A 22001-nucleotide genomic window follows, 5' to 3' on the forward strand; every position below is an offset into this window, starting at 1 on the left:
CGCGGCTAGGCCGCCTTGCGGATATGGAAGACGAGGGCGCCGTCCGCATCCCCCTGTTGCTCGATGATGTCGCCGGTTTCGCGGACGAGATTCGGCAGGTCGATGGCGGCCATTGGATCCGTGCAGTGCACGATGAGCAAGCTGCCGGCCGGTGCGGCAATCAGCGCCTTGCGCACGCGCAGCACCGGGAGCGGGCATTTCAGGCCGCGCAGGTCGAGCGGAATGGTGTCCAGGGTCGTGCCCGTCGTCGTCATGCTGCTTCATAGGACGGCAGTTCGGGAGCGGGCAACCGCCGCCGTGCCGCAGGGTGCTTGACCCCGTCTGCGGCGGCGACGATGAAGAATGATCGATCGGGAGGAAACGGGCGGCGATGCGCTCAGGCAGCCGAAGCAGGCGGGGACCGTGATGGCGCGGCTGGGCGGTGGCCGGACCGATTCCGGGCTCGTCACGCTTGATGCAGCGGCGGCCGATGCGGTCTCGCGCGTGCATCCCATCGCCGGCACGGTCGAGTTGCCGCTCGCCGAGGCCGACGGTCGTGTGCTGGCGCAAGCGCTGATCGCGCCGCGCGATCTCCCTCCCTTCGCCAATTCCGCGGTGGATGGCTATGCCATCCGCTTCGCCAATCTCGCGGCTGGAGCGGCGACCAGCCTGCCGGTGCTGGGCAGGACGATGGCCGGTGAAGCCCCGGCGCGATTGGAGGGAGGTGCCTGGCGCATCTTCACCGGCGCGCCTGTCCCGGCGGGCGCCGATACCATCGTGATGCAGGAGGATGTCGTCGCAAGCGATGGCGCGGTTATCCTGCCGGCGGGAATCAAGCGCGGCGCCAATCTGCGCCTGGCGGGCGAGGATGTCGCGCGCGGGCGGGAGGTGCTGCCGGCCGGCCGGCGCCTGCGCCCGCAGGATCTCGGGCTGCTGGCGGCGCTCGGGCTGGCTGACGTCACGGTGCATCGGCGCCCGCGCGTCGCGCTGTTCTCGACCGGCGACGAACTCGCCGAGCCCGGCCAGCCGCTTGGCCCCGGCGCGATCTACGACGCCAACCGGGCAATGTTGCGCGCGATGCTGACGCGTGCCGGTGCCGAGGTCGCCGATCTCGGCATCCTGCGCGACGAGGCAACGGGCCTCGAGCGGCGGCTGCGCGAGGCGGCGGCCGATTGCGATCTCGTCATCACCTCCGGCGGCGTCTCGGTCGGCGAGGCCGATCATGTCAGGGATGCTGTGCTCGCTTGCGGCGCGCTCGATCTCTGGCGGGTCGCGATCAAGCCGGGCAAGCCGATCGCGATCGGCAGCGTCGCCGGGACGCCCTTCGTCGGACTACCCGGCAATCCCGTCGCGGTCTTCGTCGGCTTCGCCTTCGTCGCCCGCCAGCTGCTGGCCCGGCTCGCTGGCGAAACCTATGCTCCACCGACAGCCCGGCCGGTCCGGTTGGGCTTCGCCTGTGCCAGGAAGTCGGGCCGTCGCGAGTTCCTGCGGGTGTCGCTGGAGCAGGATGCCGAAGGCGGGATCATCGCGCGCAAGCATCCCGGCGAGGGAGCCGGCTCGCTCGCCTCGCTCGCGCAATCCGATGGGCTCGTCGTGTTGGCCGAGGACGTCGTGCGGGTCGAGGTGGGCGATTCTGCGCCCTTCCTGCCCTATGCGGAATTGCTCTAGAGCATTTTCGAGCGAAGTGGACACCGGTTCGCGTGAAGAAAATGCTATAAAACAAATACCTAGAGTAATTTCATGATTCGAAGAATTACGAAATTACTCTAGTCGCGCCGGAAGATCACGCTCGCGCCCCAGCCGAGGAACAGCGCCAGCAGCACCGTGACGAGACCGTACAGGACGGCCCAGTCATAGGCGCCCTGAGCCAGGCGCTGCTCGATGCCGGTCTTGATCACCTCGAAATTGGTTTGCTGGCGCGCCAGCGGAACGCCGCCGGAGTAAAGCACGATGTCGACGGTGTAGGCGCCGGTCGGGGCTGTCGCGGGGATGTCGACGGGTGCGCTGAACAGCGCGCTCGACAGGAAGGTGACGCCGCGTTCCTCGTAGCCGTAGAGGTCCTTGCCCTGCATGATCCGGACAAGGCTTTCGCGGAAGCGCCGCGCGCCGGGATCGAGATCGACCCAGCTGCCGGAGGGCCGTTCCGCATTGACGAGGCCGATGCGGTCGCGCTGCGCCGTCTCGTTGCTCATCATCTCCGCGATCGGCCGGTTGGTGGCGACATGCAGGAACACCGGATTCTCGGGAAAGCGCCGTTGCGTCCGGTTGATCCAGATCGGGCCGAACTGCTCCTTTTCGCGCACCAGCAGCATGCGCCTGGGGCCGCGCACCGTGACGATGATGTCGTAGGGATCGCCGCGCGCGACCGTCCGTCCATCGCGCTCGACCAGTCCGAACACGGTGAGCTGGCTGCCGGTATAGTTCGAGGTGATCTGGATCTGGTGGCTCGACATCGCCGCGATCAGTGTTTCGGCGCGGGCGGCGCCGGTTGCGAGACCGATCGCGAGAGCGGCGAGGAGTGCGGCGAGCCACCTCATCGTCCGCTCTCCGGCACGACCACCGAGAAGGGCTCGCTCGGCGGGATGAACAGCTCGATGGCGAAGCGCAGACCGACCGACAGGATCAGCAGCGCCAGCAGCAGGCGGAAGGATTCGACATTGAGGTTGCGCGCCGCCCGCCCGCCGAACTGCGCGCCGATCACGCCGCCGACCAGCAGCAGCACGGCCAGCACGATATCGACCGACTGGTTGGTGACGGCGTGGAGCACGGTCGCGCCGGTCATCGTCACCAGGATCTGGAACAGCGAGGTGCCGACCACCACGGCCGGCGGAATCCGGAAGAAGTAGATCAGGCCGGGCACGAGAATGAAGCCGCCGCCGACGCCGAGGACCGCGCCGATGAAGCCGATCACGATGGCGAGCAGGGCGATCGGGATCACGCTGCAATAGAGGCCTGAGCGATAGAAGCGCTGGCGGAAGGGCAGGCCCATCCACCAGGGATGCATGCCGCCGCGCCGCTTCAGCCGGGCCGGCTTGCCGGCCCGGACGCGCAGCATCGCGCGCAGCGCGTCGTAGAGCATCAGCCCGCCGATGATCGAGAACAGCGTGACATAGGACAGCGTGATGACGAGCTCGAGCTGGCCGAGCCGGCGCATGGCGTTGAAGAACAGCACGCCGAGCACGGTGCCGAGGATGCCGCCGCTGACCAGCACGCCGCCGAGCTTGAGGTCCAGCGCCTTGCGCCGGAGATAGGTGAGGACGCCGGTCATCGAGGAGCCCGCGACCTGCGCCGCGACCGTCGCGACGGCGACCGCCGGCGGGATGTCGAGGAAGATCAGCAGCGGCGTCAGCAGGAAGCCGCCGCCGACGCCGAATAGGCCGGAGATGAAGCCCACCGCGCCACTCAGGCCGAGAACCATCAGGACGCTGATCGGCAGCTCGGCGATCGGCAGGTAAATCTGCACGCTTACCCCTCGCAAGGCTGGCGCATGGACATGGACCTGCGCCTGATGGGTCCCAGACTACGCTGTCCGGGTTAAGACGAATTTCCGAAAGGAAAAGGCGGGCCGCTTCCGGCCCGCCTCAGGAAACGATCGTTCTTCCTGCCGCGTCAACACGTCGAAAGCATGACGTTGCGCAACGCGGCTCAGGTCCGGGACGGTTTGCCGGGCTTCGGCGCCGCTGCGGTCGGCTGGGGGTCCCAGCCCTTGGCGGGTGGCGTCACCTCGTTCGAGGCGGCGTCGAGCGTCTTGGGCTTCCAGCTCGCCGCCAGCCCCTTGGCCGCGGCGAGGTCCTCCGGCTTCAGGCGCTGGGCCACCTCGTCGCGCTTGCGGCCGGCATCCTCGTCGCCCTGGCCGGCCGCGACCGAGAACCAGAGGAAGGACTGGGCGAGATCGGTCGGGGCGCCGAGGCCGCGTCCGAGCAGAACGGCGAGATTGTACTGGCTGTCGCGGACGCCGAGCTCGGCGGCGCGGCGGAACCATTCGGTGGCCATGGCATAGTCCGGCTTGCCGGAAGCGCCTTCGGCATGGAGCACCGCGAGGTTATGCATGGCCTTGGCGTTGCCGCGCTCGGCGGCGCGTTGGTACCAGATCCGGGCGAGCGACAGGTCGCGCTGCGTGCCGATGCCCTTCTCGAACATGTTGCCGACGCGGAACTGGGCAGGCGCGAGGCCGGCGACCGCCGCACGCTCGAACAGGCGCAGCGCCAGCTTCGGGTCGCGCTGGTTGGCCGGGCCGTCGGCGGCCTTGGTCGCCAGCTCGTAGACGGCACGGGCATCGCCGTCCTGAGCCGCCTTGCGCAGGCCGGCACTGCCGAACCCGGCCGGCAGGTCGCCGATCCCGGTGACGAGCTGGGTCTGCTCGGCCGGTGCCGGCGGAGCCGCTTCAGTGGCTGCCGGAGTGGCGGGCGCGGCCGAAGCGGTGATGGATCGCTCGGGCGCGGCGTTGCTGGCGGGGGGCTGCGCATCCTGCGGGGCGGTGGGCAGCGCCGAGGACTGGTCCTTGGCGGGAGCCTGTGCCGGCGCGGCCGGTGCCTCGGGCTTGGCGGCGGGCGGCGTGATCAGGCTGCGCGCTTCGCTGTTGGCGGTCTTGGCACCGCCGCGCAGCTGGGTCGTCACGAGATGTGCGGTGCCCATGGCGAGGATCAGCGCGGCGAGGCCGAGCAACAGGGGGCGCTTGCGCTTCTCCAGAATCTCCTTGAGGCGGCCGGGGCTCTTCGCCGACGGCTCCACGGCGGGCGAGGGCGTCGCGGCGGCGGCTTCGCTCGCGGCCTTGGCCGAGCGCCGCGCGGCGGCGATCAGGCTCTGGCGGACCGATTGCGGGTCCTGCGCACCGCCGATCGCAGTCTCGGGGCGCGGACGCCCGGAGCCGGGCTCCAGCGGGATGTCGAAGGCCGTGCTCGCCGGCAAGGTCGGCTCGGTGCGGGCGGGCTCGCTTGCCGGAGCGCCGAAACGGTCCTGCGCGGCGGCGCCGAGCGAGATGTTCGAGCCGTCGCGAGCCGGAACGGGATTGGAGCGGACGACGCCATCCCCGGAGCGCATCGCTGCGGCCAGCCCGTTCGTCTGGGGGCGCCGCTCGCCCTGCAATTCGGCTTCGAGGCTCGCGAGTCGCGACATGATCGCCTCGAGCGAGCCGTGGACGGCGCCGAGCGCGTTCCGCGTCTGGCTGTCGGACGAGACATGGGTGTCGCGCAGGCCCGTGACCAGGCTCGACAATTCGGCGATGCCCTGGCCGGACGCCGTGCTGGCGGCCTGAGTGAGAGCGGCGCGTTCGGCCGCCGTTTCCTCGCGCATGGTGCGCAGGTGCACGACGAGATCCTGCAGCGTGCGCTCCATGCCGTTTTCGGCGGAACGGGTCGCGGACGCCTCGTCGAGACGGCTGGCGATGCCGGAAATCTGCCGTTCGAGGGCATCGAAGGATTCGGCGTTCGCGCCGGGCGCGCCGGCCTCGTCGATCTTATCGGCGAGGTGGCGCAGCATCTGCTCGATCGGGTTGAGGTCGACCGAAGCCGGACCCTCTCCGACCATCCGGGTCAACTGGCTCGAGGCCGCGAGGCTCTCGATCCGGCCGGAAAGAGCCTCGATCTGCCGGGTGACGGCCGACGGCCCCTGTTCGGCCAGGACCTCGATCTGCTGCTGCAGCGAGTCGATGCGGCTGGCGAGGTAGTCGCTCTGCCGCGTCCCATGGGCCTCGTCGAGCTTCTGGGAGGCGATCGCGTCGAACTTGTGCGAGAGGGCGTCGATCTGGGTGCCCAGCGACGTCAGCAGGCTGGCGCCGGGGAAGTCGCCGCGCTGCGACAGTACGGCGCCGCGCACGTCGTCGATCGCGCTCGCCAGGCTGCGCAACTCGCTCATGTCGGGCTGGACGTCGCGCAGCCGGCCGATCTCGAAGCCGAGCGTGGCGACCTGCTGGGAGAGGTCGTCGAGCTTGTGGTCCTGCGCGCCGGCGCCGAGCAGGTCGCGCAGTTCCGCGATGTCGCGCCGGACAGGGTCGAGATTGCTGACCTGGCCGCCGCGGGTCGCGAGCGCATCGACCTTGGCGGCGAGATGCGCGATTTCGAGCTGGAAGCGCTGATAGCTCTCGCCTGCCCGGTCCTGCGACAGCCGCGAGACTTCCGCCTCGATGCGGGTGAGGGGCTTGAGCAGGGGTTCGAACTGGTCGCGCCGATCGAGCCGGTCGAGGCGATCGGCCAGGAGACCGATCTTGGCCTCGATGGCGCTGGTGTCGACACGCACCGGGGCGGCAGGCCGCTGCGGTTGCGGCGGGCGGCGGCCGTCATAGGAGAGGCGCGAGCCGATCTCGCGCAAATCCTCGCGCAAGGCCGAGATGCGCTCGGGCGCGACCGCAGTCGGGCGGGCGGCCACGGCCTCGTCGGTATCGAGGAAGCGCTGGCGCGTGCGGATATCGGTGACGGCGGCGGCCAGCCCCTCGCGGCTGAAGGCGAGGCGGGGCGCCTGCTCGGCGCGGACCTGCTGGGCCTCGAGATCGCGGCGCTCGATCTCGGCGATGCGCTCGCCCATCGTCTTGATCGCGTCGGCGATGACGTTGGTGGCGCGCTCCTGCCGCTCGGCGGAGCCGCGCTCGCTCGACGACAGGCGGTCCTCGGTCTTCTCGATCCAGCGGGTGATCGAATCCAGAGCGCCAGCGGTCCGGGCATTGGCTTCGCGGGTCATGCTTTCGAGCGCGGCCGCCTGGCCGACGAGGCTGTCGATAGCCTCGCGTGACGGGGCTGGGGTGGGAGGGGCCTGACGCGGCGCTGTGTCGGTCCGGCCCTGTGACAGGCGGGCCAGCCGCTCGGACAGCGCGGCTATGTCGAGCTGCTCCGGTGCGGACGGAGCAGGGCCCACGTCGCTCTCGTCGCGAATCTTGTGGTCGAGCCATTCGCCCAGCGTCATGCCCGCCCGGCGGGCTGCCGCCTTTGCCGCATCGCGCGTCCGGGGATCGACGCCCTTCACGCTCCAGGGCAAGCTATTGGCCATGATCTCGCTCGCCTAAGGGGACCTTGTCTGCGGCAAGCGAGGCCCCCTGATGCCGTCGCCTTCCGCGCGAACCTCGGCTGATCGTGAAGATACCGTTGACGAAGCCACGAGGCCGATGCGCGTTCCCGACATTTGGCCGGCATGGTAAACAGCAGGTTAATAACCGGGGTCCCGATCGTTAATTTTCTCCGAATGCCCCATGGGAGGACGCCTTTCCGGGGCATGTAACGGTAACTTACCCCGCCAGGGCGACGTATTACCTGACGCTGCGGGAGGACCTTGCCTATCACTTGGGTATCGGTCGATGCCGTCAGAAGGTCGGCGATTCGATCCCATCGCAAGGATTGCAGCTTTCATGTCACGCCAAAGCTTGGCTATGGCGGGTTCCTCGATTCATGAAACCCGCTCCGCCGCCGCCTCTGCCGACGCCGACCAGACCGGCGATTTCACCATCAGCGACCTCGCCCGCGATTTCGGCGTGACGCTGCGCACGCTGCGCTTCTATGAAGCGCGCGGCCTTATCGCGCCGAGCCGCTCCGGGATGACGCGCATCTATTCGGCGCGCGACCGGGCCCGGCTCGCCCTGATCCTCAAGGGCAAGCAGCTCGGTTTCACGCTCGTCGAGATCCGCGCCATGCTCGCCAACGAGGACAAGAAGGGCGGGGCCGGCGATAAGGCGGCCTCCGTCGGCGGCCTTCAGCTCAGCCGCGAGCAGATCGTCGAGCAGCTTGAGCTGCTGCGCAGCCAGCGCGCCGAGATCGAGAGCGCGATCACCGAGCTCGAAGCTTCGCTCTCGCGGCTCGGCAAGGCCTGAGCGGCGGTTTTCCGGCGCAAGCTCAAGCGCGTCATCCCCAAAGCCCCGGCTCCGCCGGGGCTTTTTTTATGGCCGCGTCACGCTCCCGCCATCCCGAGGACCACAAAGTCACAACGTTGCAGTTGCAACTTCGCTCAGATTGTTTATATATGAACTATCTTGATGCGGCGGCAGGGTTCAAGCGCCGCCTTTGCGACGAGAGGGAGGATCCGATGCCGGTCTACAAGGCGCCCGTCGACGACACGCTTTTCCTGCTCAACGACGTCTTCAACATCGAGCGCTACAACAACCTGCCGGGCTTCGCCGATGCGTCTGCGGACGTGATCGAGGCCGTGCTCGGCGAGGGCGCGAAGCTCTGCGAGGAAGTCCTCCAGCCGATCAATTATTCCGGCGACCAGGAGGGCTGCACCCGTCATCCCGAAGGCGGCGTGACCACCCCGAAGGGTTTCAAGGAGGCCTATCAGGCCTATGCCGGCGGCGGCTGGATTGGCCTCGCCATGGACCCGGAATATGGCGGCCAGGGCCTGCCTTATACGCTCGGCGCCGTGATGAACGAATACGCCTCGGCCGCGAACATGGCCTTTGCGATGTATCCCGGCCTGACCATGGGCGCGATCGCAGCGCTCTATGTCCACGGCTCCGACGAGATCAAGCAGACCTACCTGCCGAAGATGATCGACGGCACCTGGTCGGGCACCATGAACCTGACCGAGCCGCATTGCGGCACCGATCTCGGCCTGCTCAAGACCAAGGCCGTGCCGAACGGTGACGGCTCCTACGCCATCTCCGGCACCAAGATCTTCATCTCTGCCGGCGAGCAGGACATCACCGAGAACATCGTCCACCTCGTGCTCGCCCGCATCGAGGGCGCGCCGGCCGGCGTGAAAGGCATTTCGCTCTTCGTCGTGCCGCGCAACAAGTTAAGCGGGGATGGCTCTGTCGGAGAGAACAACCACGTGTCCTGCGGCTCGATCGAGCACAAGATGGGCATCCACGGCAACGCGACCTGCGTCATGAACTATGACGGCGCCCAGGGCTGGCTGGTCGGAGCCGAGAACAAGGGCCTCAACGCCATGTTCGTGATGATGAATGAGGCTCGCCTCGGCGTCGCGATCCAGGGACTCGCCCAGTCCGAGGTCGCCTATCAGAACGCTGTCGCCTATGCGAAGGAGCGCCTGCAAGGCCGCGCGCTGACCGGCGCCAAGGAGCCGGCCAAGCCGGCCGATCCGATCATCGTCCACCCGGATGTGCGCCGCACGCTGATGTCGATCAAGGCCTTCAACGAGGCCGCGCGTGCCTTCGTGCTCTGGAACGCGCTGAAGTCCGACATCGCCCATCGCTCCGGCGATGCGGCCGAGCGCCAGGCGGCCGACGACCAGCTCGGCCTGATGACCCCGGTGCTCAAGGGCGTGCTCACCGATGTCGGCTTCGACAACGCGGTGAAGGCGCAGCAGATGTTCGGCGGCCACGGCTACATCGCCGAGACCGGCGTCGAGCAGTTCGTTCGGGATGCCCGCATCGCCATGATCTACGAGGGCGCCAATGGCGTGCAGGCGATGGATCTCGTCGGCCGCAAGCTCGGCCGCGACGGCGGCCGCGGCATCATGGCCTTCTTCAACGAGGTCGGCGGCTTCCTGAAGGAGAATGCCGAGGACGAAGCGCTGAAGCCGCTGCTTGGGCCGCTCCAGGTCTCGCTCGGCCATCTCCAGCAGGCGGCGATGTGGTTCATGAACAATGCGCTCGCCAAGCCCGACAATGCCGGCGCCGGCGCCAGCGATTTCATGCACCTGCTCGGCCTCGTCTCGCTCGGCTACATGTGGGTCAAGATGGCCAAGGCGGCGCAGGAGAAGCTCAAGGCCGGTGCCGACGAGCGCATGAGCGGCAAGCTGGTCACCGCCCGCTTCTTCATGGAGCGCACCTTGCCGGAAACCGCCGCCCATCTGGCGCGCATCACCTCCGGCGCCGACACCACCATGGCGCTGAGCGTCGAGCAGTTCTGATCGAGTTACCGTCATGCCCGGGCTCGCCCCCGGGCATCTCTTGATGAGTTCGCTGGATAGGAAGATGGTCGGTTCAAGACCGACCACGACGTCCGGCACGACAACAAGCCGCCGGTCGCGGCAGGCCAGGGAGATCCCTCGATGGCAGACGCATTCATCTACGATCACGTCCGGACGCCGCGCGGCAAGGGCAAGGCCGACGGCTCGCTTCACGAAGTCACGGCGATCGAGCTCGGCACTCAGGCCCTGCGCGCGATCAAGGACCGCAACGGTCTCGATCCGCTCCTCGTCGAGGATGTGGTGATGGGTTGCGTAGACCCGGTCGGCGAGGCCGGAGCCGACATCGCCCGCACCGTGGCGCTCAAGGCCGGCTACGGCAAGGAAGTTCCGGGCGTCCAGATCAACCGCTTCTGCGCCTCGGGCCTCGATGCGGTGAACCTTGCCGCAGCGCAGGTCATGTCCGGCCAGAAGGAGATGGCGATCGGCGGCGGCGTCGAGTCGATGTCGCGCGTCGGCATGGGCGCTTCGGGCTTCGGCATCGCGGTCGACCCCAGCGTCGCCATCGACACCTACTTCATGCCGCAGGGCGTCGCGGCCGATCTGATCGCGACCAAATACGGCTTCTCGCGCGACGATGTCGACGCTTTCGCCGTACGTTCGCACCAGCGCGCCGCCAAGGCCTGGACCGAAGGCCGCTTTAAGAACTCGGTGATCCCCGTCACCGACGTCAACGGCCTCGTCATCCTCGACCGCGACGAGACGATCCGTCCCGGCACCGACATGCAGACGCTGGCCGCGCTCAAGGCCTCCTTCGTCCAGATGGGCGAGATGGGCGGCTTCGATGCCGTCGCGACCTCGGCGCACCCGGATGTCGAGTTCGTCAACCACGTCCACCATGCCGGCAATTCGTCGGGCATCGTCGATGGCGCGGCCGCCGTGCTCGTCGGCTCCAAGAAGGCCGGCAAGGCCGCTGGCCTGAAGCCCCGTGCCCGCATCAAGGCCTTTGCCACTGTCGGCTCCGATCTCGCGCTGATGCTGACCGGCCCGGTCGACGTCACCGAGCGCGTGCTGAAGAAGGCCGGCATGTCGATTGGGGATATCGACCTGTTCGAATTGAACGAGGCGTTTTCCTCGGTCGTGCTGCGCTACCAGCAGGCGCTCGACATCGACGACGCCATCCTGAACGTCAACGGCGGCGCCATCGCCATGGGCCACCCACTCGGCGCGACCGGCGCGATGGTGCTGGGTACCGTGCTCGACGAGCTGGAGCGGCAGGACAAGCAGACCGCTTTGGTGACGCTTTGCGTCGCCGTCGGCATGGGCGTCGCCACCATCGTCGAGCGGGTCTAGCGCTGTCTTCCCGTGCGCGCCGCGGCGCGAAGTGCCGCTGCGCAGACACGGGACCGCGTGACGAGCTAGCTCCCAGCACCGCCTTTTCCTGATGACGATCCCGGATCGCCGCGCGGCGGCGTCCGGGATGACCCGACCCACCGGAGGGAACGTCCATGAACCTCACCAATTTCCGCTTCGAGACCGACGCCGACGGCATTGCCGTCGCGACCTGGGACATGCCGGGCCGTTCGATGAACGTCATCACCCCGCAGGTGATGGAAGAGCTCAACCAGATCGTCGACAAGGTCGCGGGCGATGAAGCCATCAAGGGCTGCGTCATCACCTCCGGCAAGGAGAGCTTCTCCGGCGGCGCCGACCTCACCATGCTTCAGGGCCTGCGCGATCTCTATGTGACGCTCGCCAAGGAGAAGGGCGAGGCGGTCGCGATGCAGAGCTTCTTCGACGAGAGCCGCAAGCTCAGCCAACTCTACCGCAAGCTCGAGACCTGCGGGAAACCCTTCGCCGCGGCGATCCATGGCGTCTGCCTCGGCGGCGCCTTCGAGCTCTCGCTCGCCTGCCAGTACCGCGTCGTCTCTGACGATGCCTCGACCCGCGTCGGCCTGCCCGAGATCAAGGTCGGGCTGTTTCCGGGCGCCGGCGGCACCCAGCGCGTGGCGCGCCTGATGCAGACCGGCGACGCGCTCCAGATGATGTTCAAGGGCGAGCAGGTGAAGGCATTGCCGGCGCGCAATTCCGGCCTCGTCCACGCCGTCGCTCCGCGTGCCGACATCGTCCAGAACGCCAAGGACTGGCTCAAGGCCAACCCGCAGGCGACTCAAGCCTGGGACCAGAAGGGCTTCAAGCTGCCCTCCAACAAGGTGCATTCGCCGGCCGGCATGCAGATTTGGCCGCCGGCCAGCGCGATCTATCGCCGCGAGACCAACGACAACTACCCGGCCGCACGCGCCATCCTCTGCGCGGTCTATGAGGGCTTGCAGCTCCCGATCGATCTCGGCCTCAAGGTCGAGAGCCGCTATTTCGCCAAGATTCTCCGGACGAAGGAGGCGGCCTCGATGATCCGCTCGCTCTTCGTCTCGATGCAGGAGCTCAACAAGGGCGCCCGCCGCCCGGCTGACGTGCCGCCGTCCAAGCTCAAGAAGGTCGGCGTCATCGGTGCCGGCTTCATGGGCGCCGGCATCGCCTATGTCACCGCCAATGCCGGCCTTGAGGTCGTGCTCGTCGACCGCGACATCGAGGCGGCTGAGAAGGGCAAGGCGTACTCGCACAAGCTGGTCTCCGACCAGATCATGAAGGGCCGCGCCAAGACCGCCGATCGCGACGCATTGCTCGGCCGCATCAAGGCCTCGGCCGACTATGCCGATCTCAAAGGCTGCGACCTGATCGTCGAGGCGGTCTTCGAGGACCCGAAGGTCAAGGCTGAGGTCATCGCCAAGGTCGAGGCCGTGGTCGGTCCTCGCACCATCTTCGGCTCCAACACCTCGACGCTGCCGATCACCGGCCTCGCCGAGACCAGCCAGCGGCCGAGGAATTTCATCGGCATCCATTTCTTCTCGCCGGTCGAGAAGATGCTGCTGGTCGAGGTCATCATGGCCAAGAAGACCGGCAAGAAGGCGCTCGCCATGGCGCTGGACTTCGTCCGCGCCATCAAGAAGACGCCGATCGTCGTCAACGACGTCAGGGGCTTCTATGCCAATCGCTGCGTCGGCAACTACATCCGCGAAGGCCACCTCATGCTGATGGAGGGCGTGCCGCCGGCGATGATCGAGGCCGCCGGCAAGCAGGCCGGCATGCCGGTCGGCCCGCTATCGCTCAATGACGAGGTCGCGGTCGATCTCGCCTACAAGGTGCTGAAGGCGACCCAGGCCCAGCTCGGCGAGGGTGCGGTCGATCCGGCGCAGGAGAAGCTGCTCGCCGACATGGTCGAGAAGCACGGGCGGCTGGGCCGCAAGAACCGGAAGGGCTTCTACGATTATCCGGAAGCCGGGCCGAAGCGGCTCTGGCCGGGTCTCGCCGACCTCGTCGGCAAGCGGCTCGACCCCGAGAGCGTCGACATGGAGGAGCTGAAGCACCGCCTCCTGGTGACGCAGGCGCTCGAAGCCGCGAAGACCTATGAGGAAGGCGTCGTCACCGATCCGCGCGAGGCCGATGTCGGCTCGATCATTGGCTTCGGCTTCGCGCCTTACTCGGGCGGCACGCTGTCCTATATCGACAATATGGGCGCGGCCGGTTTCGTGAAGCTTTGCGAGAAGCTGGCCAAGGCCCATGGCGAGCGCTTCAAGCCGAACCGCCTGCTGAAGCGCATGGCCAAGACCGGCGAGAGCTTCTACGGCACAGCCGAGAAGAAGGTGGCCTGAGCCTTCCGGCTCACGCCGCTAATCTCGTGCGCAATAGCGCCACGAGCCAGTCCGCGAAGACCTGCAGCCGGCGCGACAGGTGCCGGCGGTGGGGATAGAGCAATGTCATCGGCATCGGCGCAGCCCGGTGCCGGGGCATCACCTCGACGAGCTCGCCCGCCGCGAGATGCTCGGCGACATCATAGGCCGGGATCTGGATCAGCCCGAGCCCGGCGAGGCAGCAGGCGATGTACGCCTCTGCGCTGTTGACGGTGACGCGGCCGGGCAGCGCGCGGCTGTAAACCGCGCCATCCTCCAGCCATTCCCAGGGTTCGATCCGCCCCGTCGACGGCGAGGCGTAGTTGACGGCCTTGTGTCCGTCGAGTTCGCCGGGATGTCCGGGCGTGCCATGGGCGGCGAGGTAGCTGGGAGTTGCGACATTGATCAGCGGCAATTCCCCGACCGCACGCGCGATCAGTCCTGAATCGCTTAAGGGACCGACGCGCAGCACGCAGTCGATGCCGTCCTCGATCAGGTTGCTTGCCCGGTCGGTGACGCTGAGGTCGATATCGATCTCGGGATAGCGGGCGAGGAAATCCGGCAGGGCCGGCGCGATGATCAGGCGCCCGATCCGGCCGGGCACATCGATCCTCAGGCGCCCGGCAGGGCTCGCCGTGCCATGACGGAACAGCGCCTCGGTTTCCTCGACATCGGCGACAAGCCTTGCGCAATGCTCGTAGAAGGCTGCGCCATCTTGCGTCGCCGAGACCCGCCGCGTCGTCCGGTGGAGAAGCCGCGTGCCGATCCGTTGTTCGAGGGTGGCGACCGCCGCCGAGACCGAGGAACGCGGCAGTCCGAGCGCCTTGGCAGCCTGGGTGAAACTCTCGCATTCGACGACGCGGGCATAGATGCGGAAGAGGTCGATGCGGTCCAAATCGGCGCTCCATATTGTTCGCGATTCTTGACCAGTGATGTCCTGATCAAAATCTTTATAGCCGATTTCGGGACGATATGTTGTGGCCATCGATTGCAGCGAACAGGAGCATGCGATGGCCGATCACGGCATCAAGGGTAAGACGGTCCTGATCGCCGGTGGCGCCAAGAATCTCGGCGGCCTGCTGGCGAAGGACCTGGCGGTGCAGGGCGCGAAGGCCGTCGCCATCCACTACAACAGTGCTCCGGCCAAGGCCGAGGCCGAGCAGACCCTCGCGGCGATCAAGGCTGCCGGTGCGGCGGCCCATGCCTTCCAGGCTGACCTGACCTCGGCGGCTGCGATGGAGAAGCTCTTTACCGACGCCAAGGCGGCGATGGGCTCGATCGACATTGCGGTCAACACGGTCGGCAAGGTGCTGAAGAAGCCGATGGTCGAAATCAGCGAGGCCGAGTTCGACGAGATGAGCGCGGTCAATTCGAAGACGGCGTTCTTCTTCCTCAAGGAGGCCGGGAAGCATGTCAGCGACAATGGCAAGGTCTGCACGCTGGTGACCTCGCTGCTCGGTGCCTACACGCCCTTCTATGCGAGTTATGCCGGCACCAAGGCGCCGGTCGAGCATTACACCCGCGCTGCCTCCAAGGAGTTCGGCGCCCGCGGTATCTCGGTGACCGCGATCGGCCCCGGCCCGATGGACACGCCGTTCTTCTACCCCGCCGAAGGCGCCGACGCGGTCGCCTATCACAAGACGGCCGCCGCGCTCTCGCCCTTCTCGAAGACCGGGCTGACCGACATCCAGGATATCGTCCCCTGGGTCCGCTTCCTCGTCTCGGATGGCTGGTGGATGACCGGCCAGACGATCCTGGTGAATGGCGGCTACACGACGAAGTGAGAATGCTCCGCTGGGGTCGGGACCCGCGATCCGTTAGGAAGCGGGAACCGAACAGGGATAGCGAAGACCGAGCCTACGCATGCCTCCACGACCGATCCTGAGCTTTCCCGATCCGCGCCTGCGCGTGGCGGCCGCGCCCGTCACGCGCTTCGACGCCGATCTGCGCGAGCTCGCGGCCGATCTTCTCGACACGATGCGGGCGGCGCCCGGCATCGGCATCACCGCGCCGCATGTCGGCGTGTCCCTGCGGCTGGTCGTGCTGGAGCTGACGCCCGGCGACGTCCGGACCTATGCCAATCCGGTGCTGGACGGCGTCTCGCGGGAGACCATCCGCCATGTCGAGGGCAGCGTCTCGATGCCGGGCGTCACCGACGAACTGGAGCGCCACGCCCATGTCCGGGTGCGCTATCACGATCTCGACGGGGTGGAGCATGTCGAGGAGGCGAACGGCCTGCTGGCTGTGTGCCATCAGCACGAGATCGACCAGCTCGACGGCGTCTTCTGGATCGACCGCCTGTCGCGGCTCAAGCGCGACAGGCTGATCGCCCGCTACAACAAGCTCCGGCGCGTCTGAACGGCACGCCGCCTATTGGGCGAGGGCGCCGAAGACGAACTCGCTCGCCACGCGCAGCGGCAGCCGCGAATTGCCGGGGAGATTGTAGTTCCCCGCCGTCACGGCGATGACGATCTGCTGCTTGGGCGCGATGATGAGGCGTTGCCCGCCATTGCCTTCGGCGCCGTACCAGGCATTTCCGGCACGGTCGCGGCCGAGATACCATTGATAGCCGTAGCCGGTCCCGTCCTGTCGCTGCGCGCGCTGGGTGAGGGCCTGCTCCACCCAGTCGGCCGGTATGATCTGCCGGCCGCCATGGCTGCCCTTGTCGAGCAGAAGCTGCCCGATCGCGGCAAGGTCGCGCGGACGCAGGCGCAGGCCCGAGGCCGCGGCTTCCTCCTTCCCATCCATGCCGTTCGTCCAGACGAAATTGCCGATTCCGAGCGGCGCGAACAGGCGGCTCGAAGCATAGGCGCCGAGGCGCTGGCCGGAGCCCTTGGCGACGAGATGGCCCAGCAGGGCCGTGGCGCCGCCGCTATAGGTCCAGGTCTCGCCGGGCGGGCGGGTAATCGGCTGCTCGAGGATGAAGCGGTAACGATCGGCCGCCCGCTCCATCGCGATCTCGCTGTTGCGCGGATCGGTGTAGGGCAGGCTCTCGTCCCAGGCGAGGCCCATGCTCATGGTCAGCACATGCTCGATCTTGATGCGCTGCCGGTCCGCATCGGCAGCGAGATCGCGATAATCCGGGAAGCTCGCCAGCACCGGCGCGTCCGGCTTCGGAACGTGTCCCTCGCCGAGCGCGATGCCGTAGATCAGCCCGACGATGCTCTTCGAGACCGAGCGGAGATCGTGGAGCTCGTCGGCGTTGAAGGCTACGGTGCCACGGCTGTCGCCCCAGATCTCGTCTGGGCCGGTGAAGTAGTGCTCCATCGCGATCTTGCCGTGCCTGAGCACGACCAGCCCGTGAAGCCCCTTCAGTTCGCCGTCGGCGAAGGCTTTCTCAAGGCGCTCGCTCGCATCGGGTTTGAATCCCGCCTCGGTGAGAGACTGGGATTGCCATTGGCGAGTCGGCGCTTGCGCCGTGGCCGAGCGCGCCACGAGGGCCGCGCTCGCACCGGTGAGGAACGTGCGTCGATCCATGTTCAGCAAATCCCAGCCTATCGCTGCCTCAGTTCGCCACCGCCCGGATCGCCCGGCGCAGCTTGTCGATCAACTCTTCGATCTGGCTCTCCGAGATGATCAGCGGGGGCGAGAAGGCGATGGTGTCGGCGGCTGTCCGCACCATCAGGCCTTCTTCGCGGAAGAGGCGGTCCATCGCTTCGAACGCACGCTTGCCGACGCCATCGGCCCGCGGCGCGAGATCGACGGCGCCGACAATGCCGAGCGTGCGGATGTCGACGACGTTCGGTTCGCCCTTCAGGCTCATCACCGCATCGGCCCAGGCGCCTTCCATCGCGCGCGCCCGCTCGAACAGGCCTTCGTCGCGGTAGATGTCGAGCGTCGCCAGGCAGGCGGCGGCCGCCAGCGGATGGCCCGAATAGGTGTAGCCGTGGAACAGCTCGATCACGTTGTCCGGCCCGCCCATGAAGGCGTCGTAGATGTGCTTGCGCACGATGACGCCGCCCATCGGCACCGTGCCGGAGGTCACGCCCTTGGCAAAGGTGATCATGTCCGGGATCACGCCGTAGCGCTCGGCGGCGAAGGCGAAGCCGAGGCGCCCGAAGCCGGTGATGACCTCGTCGAAGATCAGGAGGATGTTGTGCTTGTCGCAGATCTCGCGCAGGCGCTTGAGATAGCCCTTCGGCGGCGGCAGCGCGCCGGTGGAGCCCGCCATCGGCTCGACGATCACCGCGGCGATGGTCGAGGCGTCGTGCAGCGCGACGATGCGCTCGAGATCATCGGCGAAATGCGCGCCGTATTCCGGCTCGCCCTTGCTGAAGGCCTGCTTTTCGCGGTCATAGGTATGGGCGAGATGGTCGACGCCGGTGAGCAGCGAGCCGAAGAACTTGCGGTTGTTCGACATGCCGCCGACCGAGATGCCGCCGAAGCCGACGCCATGGTAGCCGCGCTCGCGGCCGATCAGGCGGGTCTTGGCGGCCTTGCCGGTGACGTTCCAGTAGGCCAGCGCGATCTTGAGCGCGGAATCGCCGGCTTCCGAGCCGGAGCCCGCGAAGAAGACATGGTCGAGATCGCCCGGCGCCAGCGCCGCGATGCGGGCGGCTGCGGCGAAGACCTTGGGGTGGCCGTACTGGAAGGAGGGGGCGTAGTCGAGGTCTCGCGCCTGGGCCTGAATCGCCTGGATGATCGGTTCGCGGGCATGGCCGGCATTGCAGCACCACAGGCCCGCCGTGCCGTCCATGACCGGCTTGTTGTCGGGCGTGTAGTAGAACATGCCCTCGGCGCGCGCGACCATGCGCGGGTTCTTCTTGAACGACCGGTTGGCCGTGAACGGCATCCAGTAGGCTTCGAGATCGTTCGGCGTGGCGATGGCGGAGGATGCGGACGTCATTCGAAACCCCTGTGGATTAACCTTGGTTGAAGCTAGCAGGAGCAAGCCGCCTGTAAATCGCCATCATGGCCGAGGATGGCTGCGCCCAGCGGATGACGGCACGAACCTGCTTGTGGATGACGTTAGGTCGCCGATGGCGTACAATCCCCGCTTGAGGGGCACAATGAGAATGGACCCCGATGACGGAAGGCGTAGATGATCCTGGACGGCTGGATGTACGGGCCGCGGCGATCATTCGCGCGGGTCTCGACCGTGTCCTGGTTTCGGATGCCTTTCGGGCCGCTCCCCAGCTTTCGGCCTTTCTGAGCTTCGTCGTCGAGCGCACGGTCGAGGGGCGCGCGGCCGAGCTGAAGGGCTATACGATCGCGGTTGAGGGGCTCGGTCGCCCCGCCGATTTCAACCCGCAGCTCGATCCCATCGTTCGCGTCGAGGCCGGGCGGCTGCGGCGGGCCCTGGCACAGTACTATGCGGGCGACGGCCGCGGCGATCCCGTGCAGATATCGATGCCGGTCGGCGGCTATGTCCCGGTTTTCACCTGGTTCGGCGGGGAGGGGAACCGGGTTGCGACCGAATTCACCGATGAGGCGCCTGAACCGGACCGGCGCACGGCCCGCCGCTGGACACACCTGACCCTCGCCGCGCTCGCGCTGGGGCTGCTTGCGCTGGGTTGGTGGTATCTGGGGCCGGCGCGCGAGCCGATCCGGCCCGCGGCGGTGAAGCCTGCCGCGAGCGAGCAAGCTGCCGGCGCACGGTCCGACGCCTTGGCGGGGCCTTCCCTGCTGCGCGTCGCGATTGCGATTCCCAATCGGCCTTCGGATCCGAGGCTGGCCGATGTCCTGCGCCGCTTCTCGGCATTGCTCGTCGATGCCATGGCCCGGTTCGACGATCTCGTGACGATCAAGACATTGCCGCCCGAAGCTGTTCTTTCGGACGAGGTCGACTACCTCCTGGAGATCGACGCCCAGGGCATCGATGGCGAGGCGGAAGGGCTGGGTCGCCTGCGCTCCGTGCGGGACGGGCGCATCGTCTGGACCGCGTCGTCGAGCCGGACGTCGCTGGCCGCGCTCCAGGAAGGTGATCTCGCCGAGATGGCGCGCCGGCTGGCGACGCGGCTGACGGAGCCTTTTGGCATCATTCCCGCCGACGCGCGTCAGTCCGCTCCGTCTCCCGCCATCCGCTGCATCCTGAAGGCTTTCGACGCGCGCCGTGTGATGCTGCCGGAGCTGCATCAGGCCGCGCGGCTTTGCCTTGCCCAGTTGGTGGAGCAGGATCCGGGTTTCTACCCGGGCTGGGCCCATCTTGCGATCATAACGCTCGGCGAGCACGGCACGGCCGCCGCCCCGCAGGGCGATGGTCCGCACAGCGACACTGACGCCTCGCGGCCTCCGCTCGACCGTTCTCTTGCGGCGGCGCTGACGGCTATCCGCCTCGCGCCCTCCGGAGCGCGGGCCTATCAGGCCATGATGAAGGTGCTGCTGCTGCGCGGCGCAACCGACGAGGCAATCCAGATGGGCCGCGAGGCGCAGGCCCGCAATCCCTATGATCCGGATATTCTGGCGGATGTCGGCGCGCTTTATGTCCGGCTCGATCGCCCGCTCGAAGGGCTCCCCCTGCTGGAGCGTGCGACGTCGCTGAGTGTCGCCCACTCGCCGCGCTACGACTTCTATGCATTCCTCGGCGCCTATCTGATCGGTGCGGGAAAGGCGTCTGAGAGCCATGCCGCAATGCTGGCCACGGATACGAGCCAGCTCAGCCTGCTCGGTCAGGCGCTCAAGGCGGCGGCTGACAACGATCCGGAGAAGCAGGCGAAGGCGATCGCTCAGCTCATCGAGAAAGCCCCGCTTTTCGGGCAGGACCCGCGCGCTTTCCTGCAGCGGAGAGCATTCGCCCCGTCGGTGATCGACAAGATTCTCTCCGCGCTCGGCCTGAGCAAGCCATAAGTCCCGCTGGGGTCGAGGGGCGGGTGTGGCGGGAATGAGGCGCGTCGCTCGCATAACCGCGCCGGCAAGGTTAATCTGCCGGCTGTTACCGTGATTCGTTCCCATTCCGATTCCCTGACATAGCGCGAGCGCTGCCGTGGCACCTGCCCGCCTGAAAGCCCTGCCTCCTCTTGCCGGCGCCGTGACCGGTCTGTCGGCCGGCGCTGCGGTCGCGATCCTGCTTCCCGGTGGACTTGGCGCGGCGCTCGGCCTGCTCGCGTCCGGAGCCGGGCTCATGCTGGCGATGCGGGCCTTCGAACACCGCGGCCTTGCCCGGCACGAGCAGGCCATGGCGGGTCTCGGCGAGGTCAAGGTCCGGCTCGCCACCAACGCCATTCGCCTGGATGCCCTGTCGCAGCGTGTCCAGCAGATGCCGATGCGCGACGCCGATGCCGCGCCTGCGCGCGCTGCGATTCATGAGCTGACGGCCGAGGTAGGCCTGCTCGGCGACCTGATTCATCAGGTCGCGACGACACTGGCCGACCACGAGACAGTCCTGGCCCGCCTGCCGGAACCTGCCGTCGCAGTGCCTGCGCCCGTGCCCGAGGTGGCGCTCGATCCGGAAGCGGCGCGCCGGGAGCGAGCCGAAAAGCTTGCCGCCGAACGGGCCGCTGCCGCCGCTGCGGCGCGGGAGGAAGCGGAAGCCGAACGTGCTGCCTTGATCGGCAAGGCCCTCGGCGAGGGTGCGCTCGAAGTCCATCTGCAGCCGATCGTCTCGCTGCCGCAGCGCCGGACCTGCGGCTATGAGGCGCTGGCGCGCCTGCGGCTGGACGAGAACACGCTGCTGCTGCCGCACGAATTCATCGAGACCGTCGAGACGCGGGGCTTCGGGCCGACGCTTGATGCGCTCGTCCTGACGCGGGCGCTGGCGATCGCGCGCCATCTCGGCGCGAAGGACGGCGGCATCTTCGTCTCCTGCAATTTCAGCAATGCGACCTGGAACTCGTCGCGCGCGCTGGCGGCCCTGACCCGCATCCTCGACAAGTACCGCGAGCATACGGGGCATCTGGTCATCGAGATGCCGCAGGCGGTGTTCCGCGCGCTTGACCCGACCAGTCTCGGCCTGCTCGGCGCCATGTCGGCGAACGGGGTGCGTTTCGCGCTCGATCAACTCGTCGACCTGCGCCTCGATCCGAGCGCCCTGTTCGATCGCGGCGTCCGCTATGTGAAGGCGCCGGCCGCGCTGCTGCAGGCCCATCTCGACGGCCGGATCCAGAGCGATATCGACGCGGGCGATCTCGCCACCCTGCTTGCACGCGTCTCGATCACCCTCGTCGCGGACCAGGTCGAGGACAATCCCGCAGCAGCCGACATGATCGAGCTCGGCGCCGCGATGGGGCAGGGGCAGGCCTTCTCGCCGCCGCGTCCGGTCAAGCCCGAAGTCTTCGCCGAGCCGGAACCCGCGCCTGCGCCCCCGCCGGCGCCGGCCGCGCCCTCCCGGCCGCCGGAGAGCATCGTCGATCGGTTGCTCGGCCAGGATCGGGTTGCACAATCTCCAGCCGCCGTTTCCGAGCCGGCCCCGCAGGATGCGCGCCCGGAACGGCTGCCGTTCAGGGCCGTGCTGCGCCGCGCCAGCGCCTGACGCACGGCCGTTTCCTGCGCTCTCCGGTTCCGCTTCCGGCGAAACCCGTCTAGATCAGACCTTGTCGAGGGGCGAAGCTCGCCCGTCGCTGACAATCA

Annotated in this window: 16 protein-coding genes; 9 read left to right on the plus strand and 7 right to left on the minus strand. The window is 67.8% G+C overall.

The annotated features are described in order from the left end of the window. Positions 1–5: 5 nt before the first annotated feature. Complete coding sequence (locus ACODTJ_RS01780) at positions 6–254, minus strand: sulfurtransferase TusA family protein (RefSeq protein WP_454657969.1); 249 nt, start codon at positions 252–254, stop codon at positions 6–8. 151 nt (positions 255–405) lie between these two features. On the opposite strand from ACODTJ_RS01780, the gene ACODTJ_RS01785 reads away from it, so the two are divergent. Next, a complete protein-coding gene (locus ACODTJ_RS01785) occupies positions 406–1647 on the plus strand; it encodes a molybdopterin molybdotransferase MoeA (RefSeq protein WP_454659035.1) in 1242 nt (413 codons plus the stop codon). A gap of 98 nt (positions 1648–1745) precedes the next feature. On the opposite strand, the gene ACODTJ_RS01790 is transcribed toward ACODTJ_RS01785, so the two are convergent. From ACODTJ_RS01790 to ACODTJ_RS01800, 3 genes are all read right to left on the minus strand, one after another. Beyond that, positions 1746–2516, minus strand: coding sequence for a TIGR02186 family protein (locus ACODTJ_RS01790; protein WP_454657968.1), 771 nt, complete (start codon positions 2514–2516; stop codon positions 1746–1748). Continuing rightward, positions 2513–3442, minus strand: a complete 930-nt coding sequence (locus tag ACODTJ_RS01795; protein WP_454657967.1) for a sulfite exporter TauE/SafE family protein — start codon at positions 3440–3442, stop codon at positions 2513–2515. Before ACODTJ_RS01795 ends, ACODTJ_RS01790 begins: the two co-directional genes overlap by 4 nt. A 182-nt stretch (positions 3443–3624) precedes the next feature. Further along, entirely contained in the window at positions 3625–6957 is a 3333-nt protein-coding gene (locus tag ACODTJ_RS01800) for a hypothetical protein (RefSeq protein ID WP_454657966.1), read from the minus strand. 355 nt (positions 6958–7312) lie between these two features. Here ACODTJ_RS01800 and ACODTJ_RS01805 point away from each other — a divergent pair, with 355 nt between their 5' ends. The 4 genes from ACODTJ_RS01805 (at position 7313) to ACODTJ_RS01820 (ending at position 13478) form a co-directional block, all read left to right on the plus strand. Next, positions 7313–7771 carry a MerR family transcriptional regulator gene (locus ACODTJ_RS01805; protein ID WP_454657965.1) on the plus strand — a complete coding sequence of 153 codons (459 nt, stop codon included), beginning with the start codon at positions 7313–7315 and terminating at the stop codon, positions 7769–7771. Positions 7772–7983: 212 nt separating this feature from the next. Beyond that, on the plus strand, positions 7984–9771 hold the full coding sequence (locus ACODTJ_RS01810; RefSeq protein ID WP_454659034.1) for an acyl-CoA dehydrogenase C-terminal domain-containing protein: 1788 nt from the start codon (positions 7984–7986) through the stop codon (positions 9769–9771). 141 nt (positions 9772–9912) lie between these two features. Continuing rightward, positions 9913–11121, plus strand: a complete 1209-nt coding sequence (locus ACODTJ_RS01815; RefSeq protein ID WP_454657964.1) for an acetyl-CoA C-acetyltransferase — start codon at positions 9913–9915, stop codon at positions 11119–11121. Positions 11122–11276: 155 nt separating this feature from the next. Further along, on the plus strand, positions 11277–13478 hold the full coding sequence (locus ACODTJ_RS01820; protein ID WP_454657963.1) for a 3-hydroxyacyl-CoA dehydrogenase NAD-binding domain-containing protein: 2202 nt from the start codon (positions 11277–11279) through the stop codon (positions 13476–13478). A gap of 10 nt (positions 13479–13488) precedes the next feature. On the opposite strand, the gene ACODTJ_RS01825 is transcribed toward ACODTJ_RS01820, so the two are convergent. Next, complete coding sequence (locus ACODTJ_RS01825; protein WP_454657962.1) at positions 13489–14391, minus strand: LysR family transcriptional regulator; 903 nt, start codon at positions 14389–14391, stop codon at positions 13489–13491. A 115-nt stretch (positions 14392–14506) separates the two neighbouring features. Between ACODTJ_RS01825 and ACODTJ_RS01830 the strand changes: the two genes are divergently transcribed. Then, positions 14507–15280: an SDR family oxidoreductase gene (locus tag ACODTJ_RS01830; RefSeq protein ID WP_454657961.1), complete on the plus strand. Its 774-nt coding sequence runs from the start codon at positions 14507–14509 to the stop codon at positions 15278–15280. Between the two features lie 79 nt (positions 15281–15359). Further along, positions 15360–15854: a peptide deformylase gene (locus tag ACODTJ_RS01835; RefSeq protein ID WP_454657960.1), complete on the plus strand. Its 495-nt coding sequence runs from the start codon at positions 15360–15362 to the stop codon at positions 15852–15854. Between the two features lie 12 nt (positions 15855–15866). On the opposite strand, the gene ACODTJ_RS01840 is transcribed toward ACODTJ_RS01835, so the two are convergent. Together ACODTJ_RS01840 and aptA are read right to left on the minus strand one after the other, a co-directional pair. Then, positions 15867–16973 carry a serine hydrolase domain-containing protein gene (locus ACODTJ_RS01840; protein ID WP_454657959.1) on the minus strand — a complete coding sequence of 369 codons (1107 nt, stop codon included), beginning with the start codon at positions 16971–16973 and terminating at the stop codon, positions 15867–15869. A gap of 28 nt (positions 16974–17001) precedes the next feature. After that, the gene (aptA, locus tag ACODTJ_RS01845) at positions 17002–18342 is read right to left on the minus strand and encodes an omega-aminotransferase AptA (protein WP_454657958.1); all 1341 of its coding nucleotides are present in this window, start codon (positions 18340–18342) and stop codon (positions 17002–17004) included. 179 nt (positions 18343–18521) lie between these two features. Between aptA and ACODTJ_RS01850 the strand changes: the two genes are divergently transcribed. Beyond that, positions 18522–20282 (plus strand): tetratricopeptide repeat protein, encoded by a 1761-nt coding sequence (locus ACODTJ_RS01850; RefSeq protein WP_488847502.1) that lies wholly within the window; start codon positions 18522–18524, stop codon positions 20280–20282. Between the two features lie 136 nt (positions 20283–20418). Beyond that, on the plus strand, positions 20419–21903 hold the full coding sequence (locus ACODTJ_RS01855) for an EAL domain-containing protein (protein WP_454657956.1): 1485 nt from the start codon (positions 20419–20421) through the stop codon (positions 21901–21903). The last annotated feature ends 98 nt before the right edge of the window (positions 21904–22001 follow it).

The organism is Allobosea sp. FG18 (genome assembly GCF_057809495.1).

Bases quoted from the DNA above. Each gene is read 5' to 3' on its own strand.
- ACODTJ_RS01780 (WP_454657969.1), bottom strand. From the start codon at position 254: ATGACGACGACGGGCACGACCCTGGACACCATTCCGCTCGACCTGCGC.
- ACODTJ_RS01785 (WP_454659035.1), top strand. From the start codon at position 406: ATGGCGCGGCTGGGCGGTGGCCGGACCGATTCCGGGCTCGTCACGCTT.
- aptA (WP_454657958.1), bottom strand. From the start codon at position 18,342: ATGACGTCCGCATCCTCCGCCATCGCCACGCCGAACGATCTCGAAGCC.
- ACODTJ_RS01805 (WP_454657965.1), top strand. From the start codon at position 7,313: ATGTCACGCCAAAGCTTGGCTATGGCGGGTTCCTCGATTCATGAAACC.
- ACODTJ_RS01835 (WP_454657960.1), top strand. From the start codon at position 15,360: ATGCCTCCACGACCGATCCTGAGCTTTCCCGATCCGCGCCTGCGCGTG.
- ACODTJ_RS01790 (WP_454657968.1), bottom strand. From the start codon at position 2,516: ATGAGGTGGCTCGCCGCACTCCTCGCCGCTCTCGCGATCGGTCTCGCA.
- ACODTJ_RS01850 (WP_488847502.1), top strand. From the start codon at position 18,522: ATGACGGAAGGCGTAGATGATCCTGGACGGCTGGATGTACGGGCCGCG.
- ACODTJ_RS01800 (WP_454657966.1), bottom strand. From the start codon at position 6,957: ATGGCCAATAGCTTGCCCTGGAGCGTGAAGGGCGTCGATCCCCGGACG.
- ACODTJ_RS01815 (WP_454657964.1), top strand. From the start codon at position 9,913: ATGGCAGACGCATTCATCTACGATCACGTCCGGACGCCGCGCGGCAAG.
- ACODTJ_RS01840 (WP_454657959.1), bottom strand. From the start codon at position 16,973: ATGGATCGACGCACGTTCCTCACCGGTGCGAGCGCGGCCCTCGTGGCG.
- ACODTJ_RS01830 (WP_454657961.1), top strand. From the start codon at position 14,507: ATGGCCGATCACGGCATCAAGGGTAAGACGGTCCTGATCGCCGGTGGC.
- ACODTJ_RS01820 (WP_454657963.1), top strand. From the start codon at position 11,277: ATGAACCTCACCAATTTCCGCTTCGAGACCGACGCCGACGGCATTGCC.
- ACODTJ_RS01810 (WP_454659034.1), top strand. From the start codon at position 7,984: ATGCCGGTCTACAAGGCGCCCGTCGACGACACGCTTTTCCTGCTCAAC.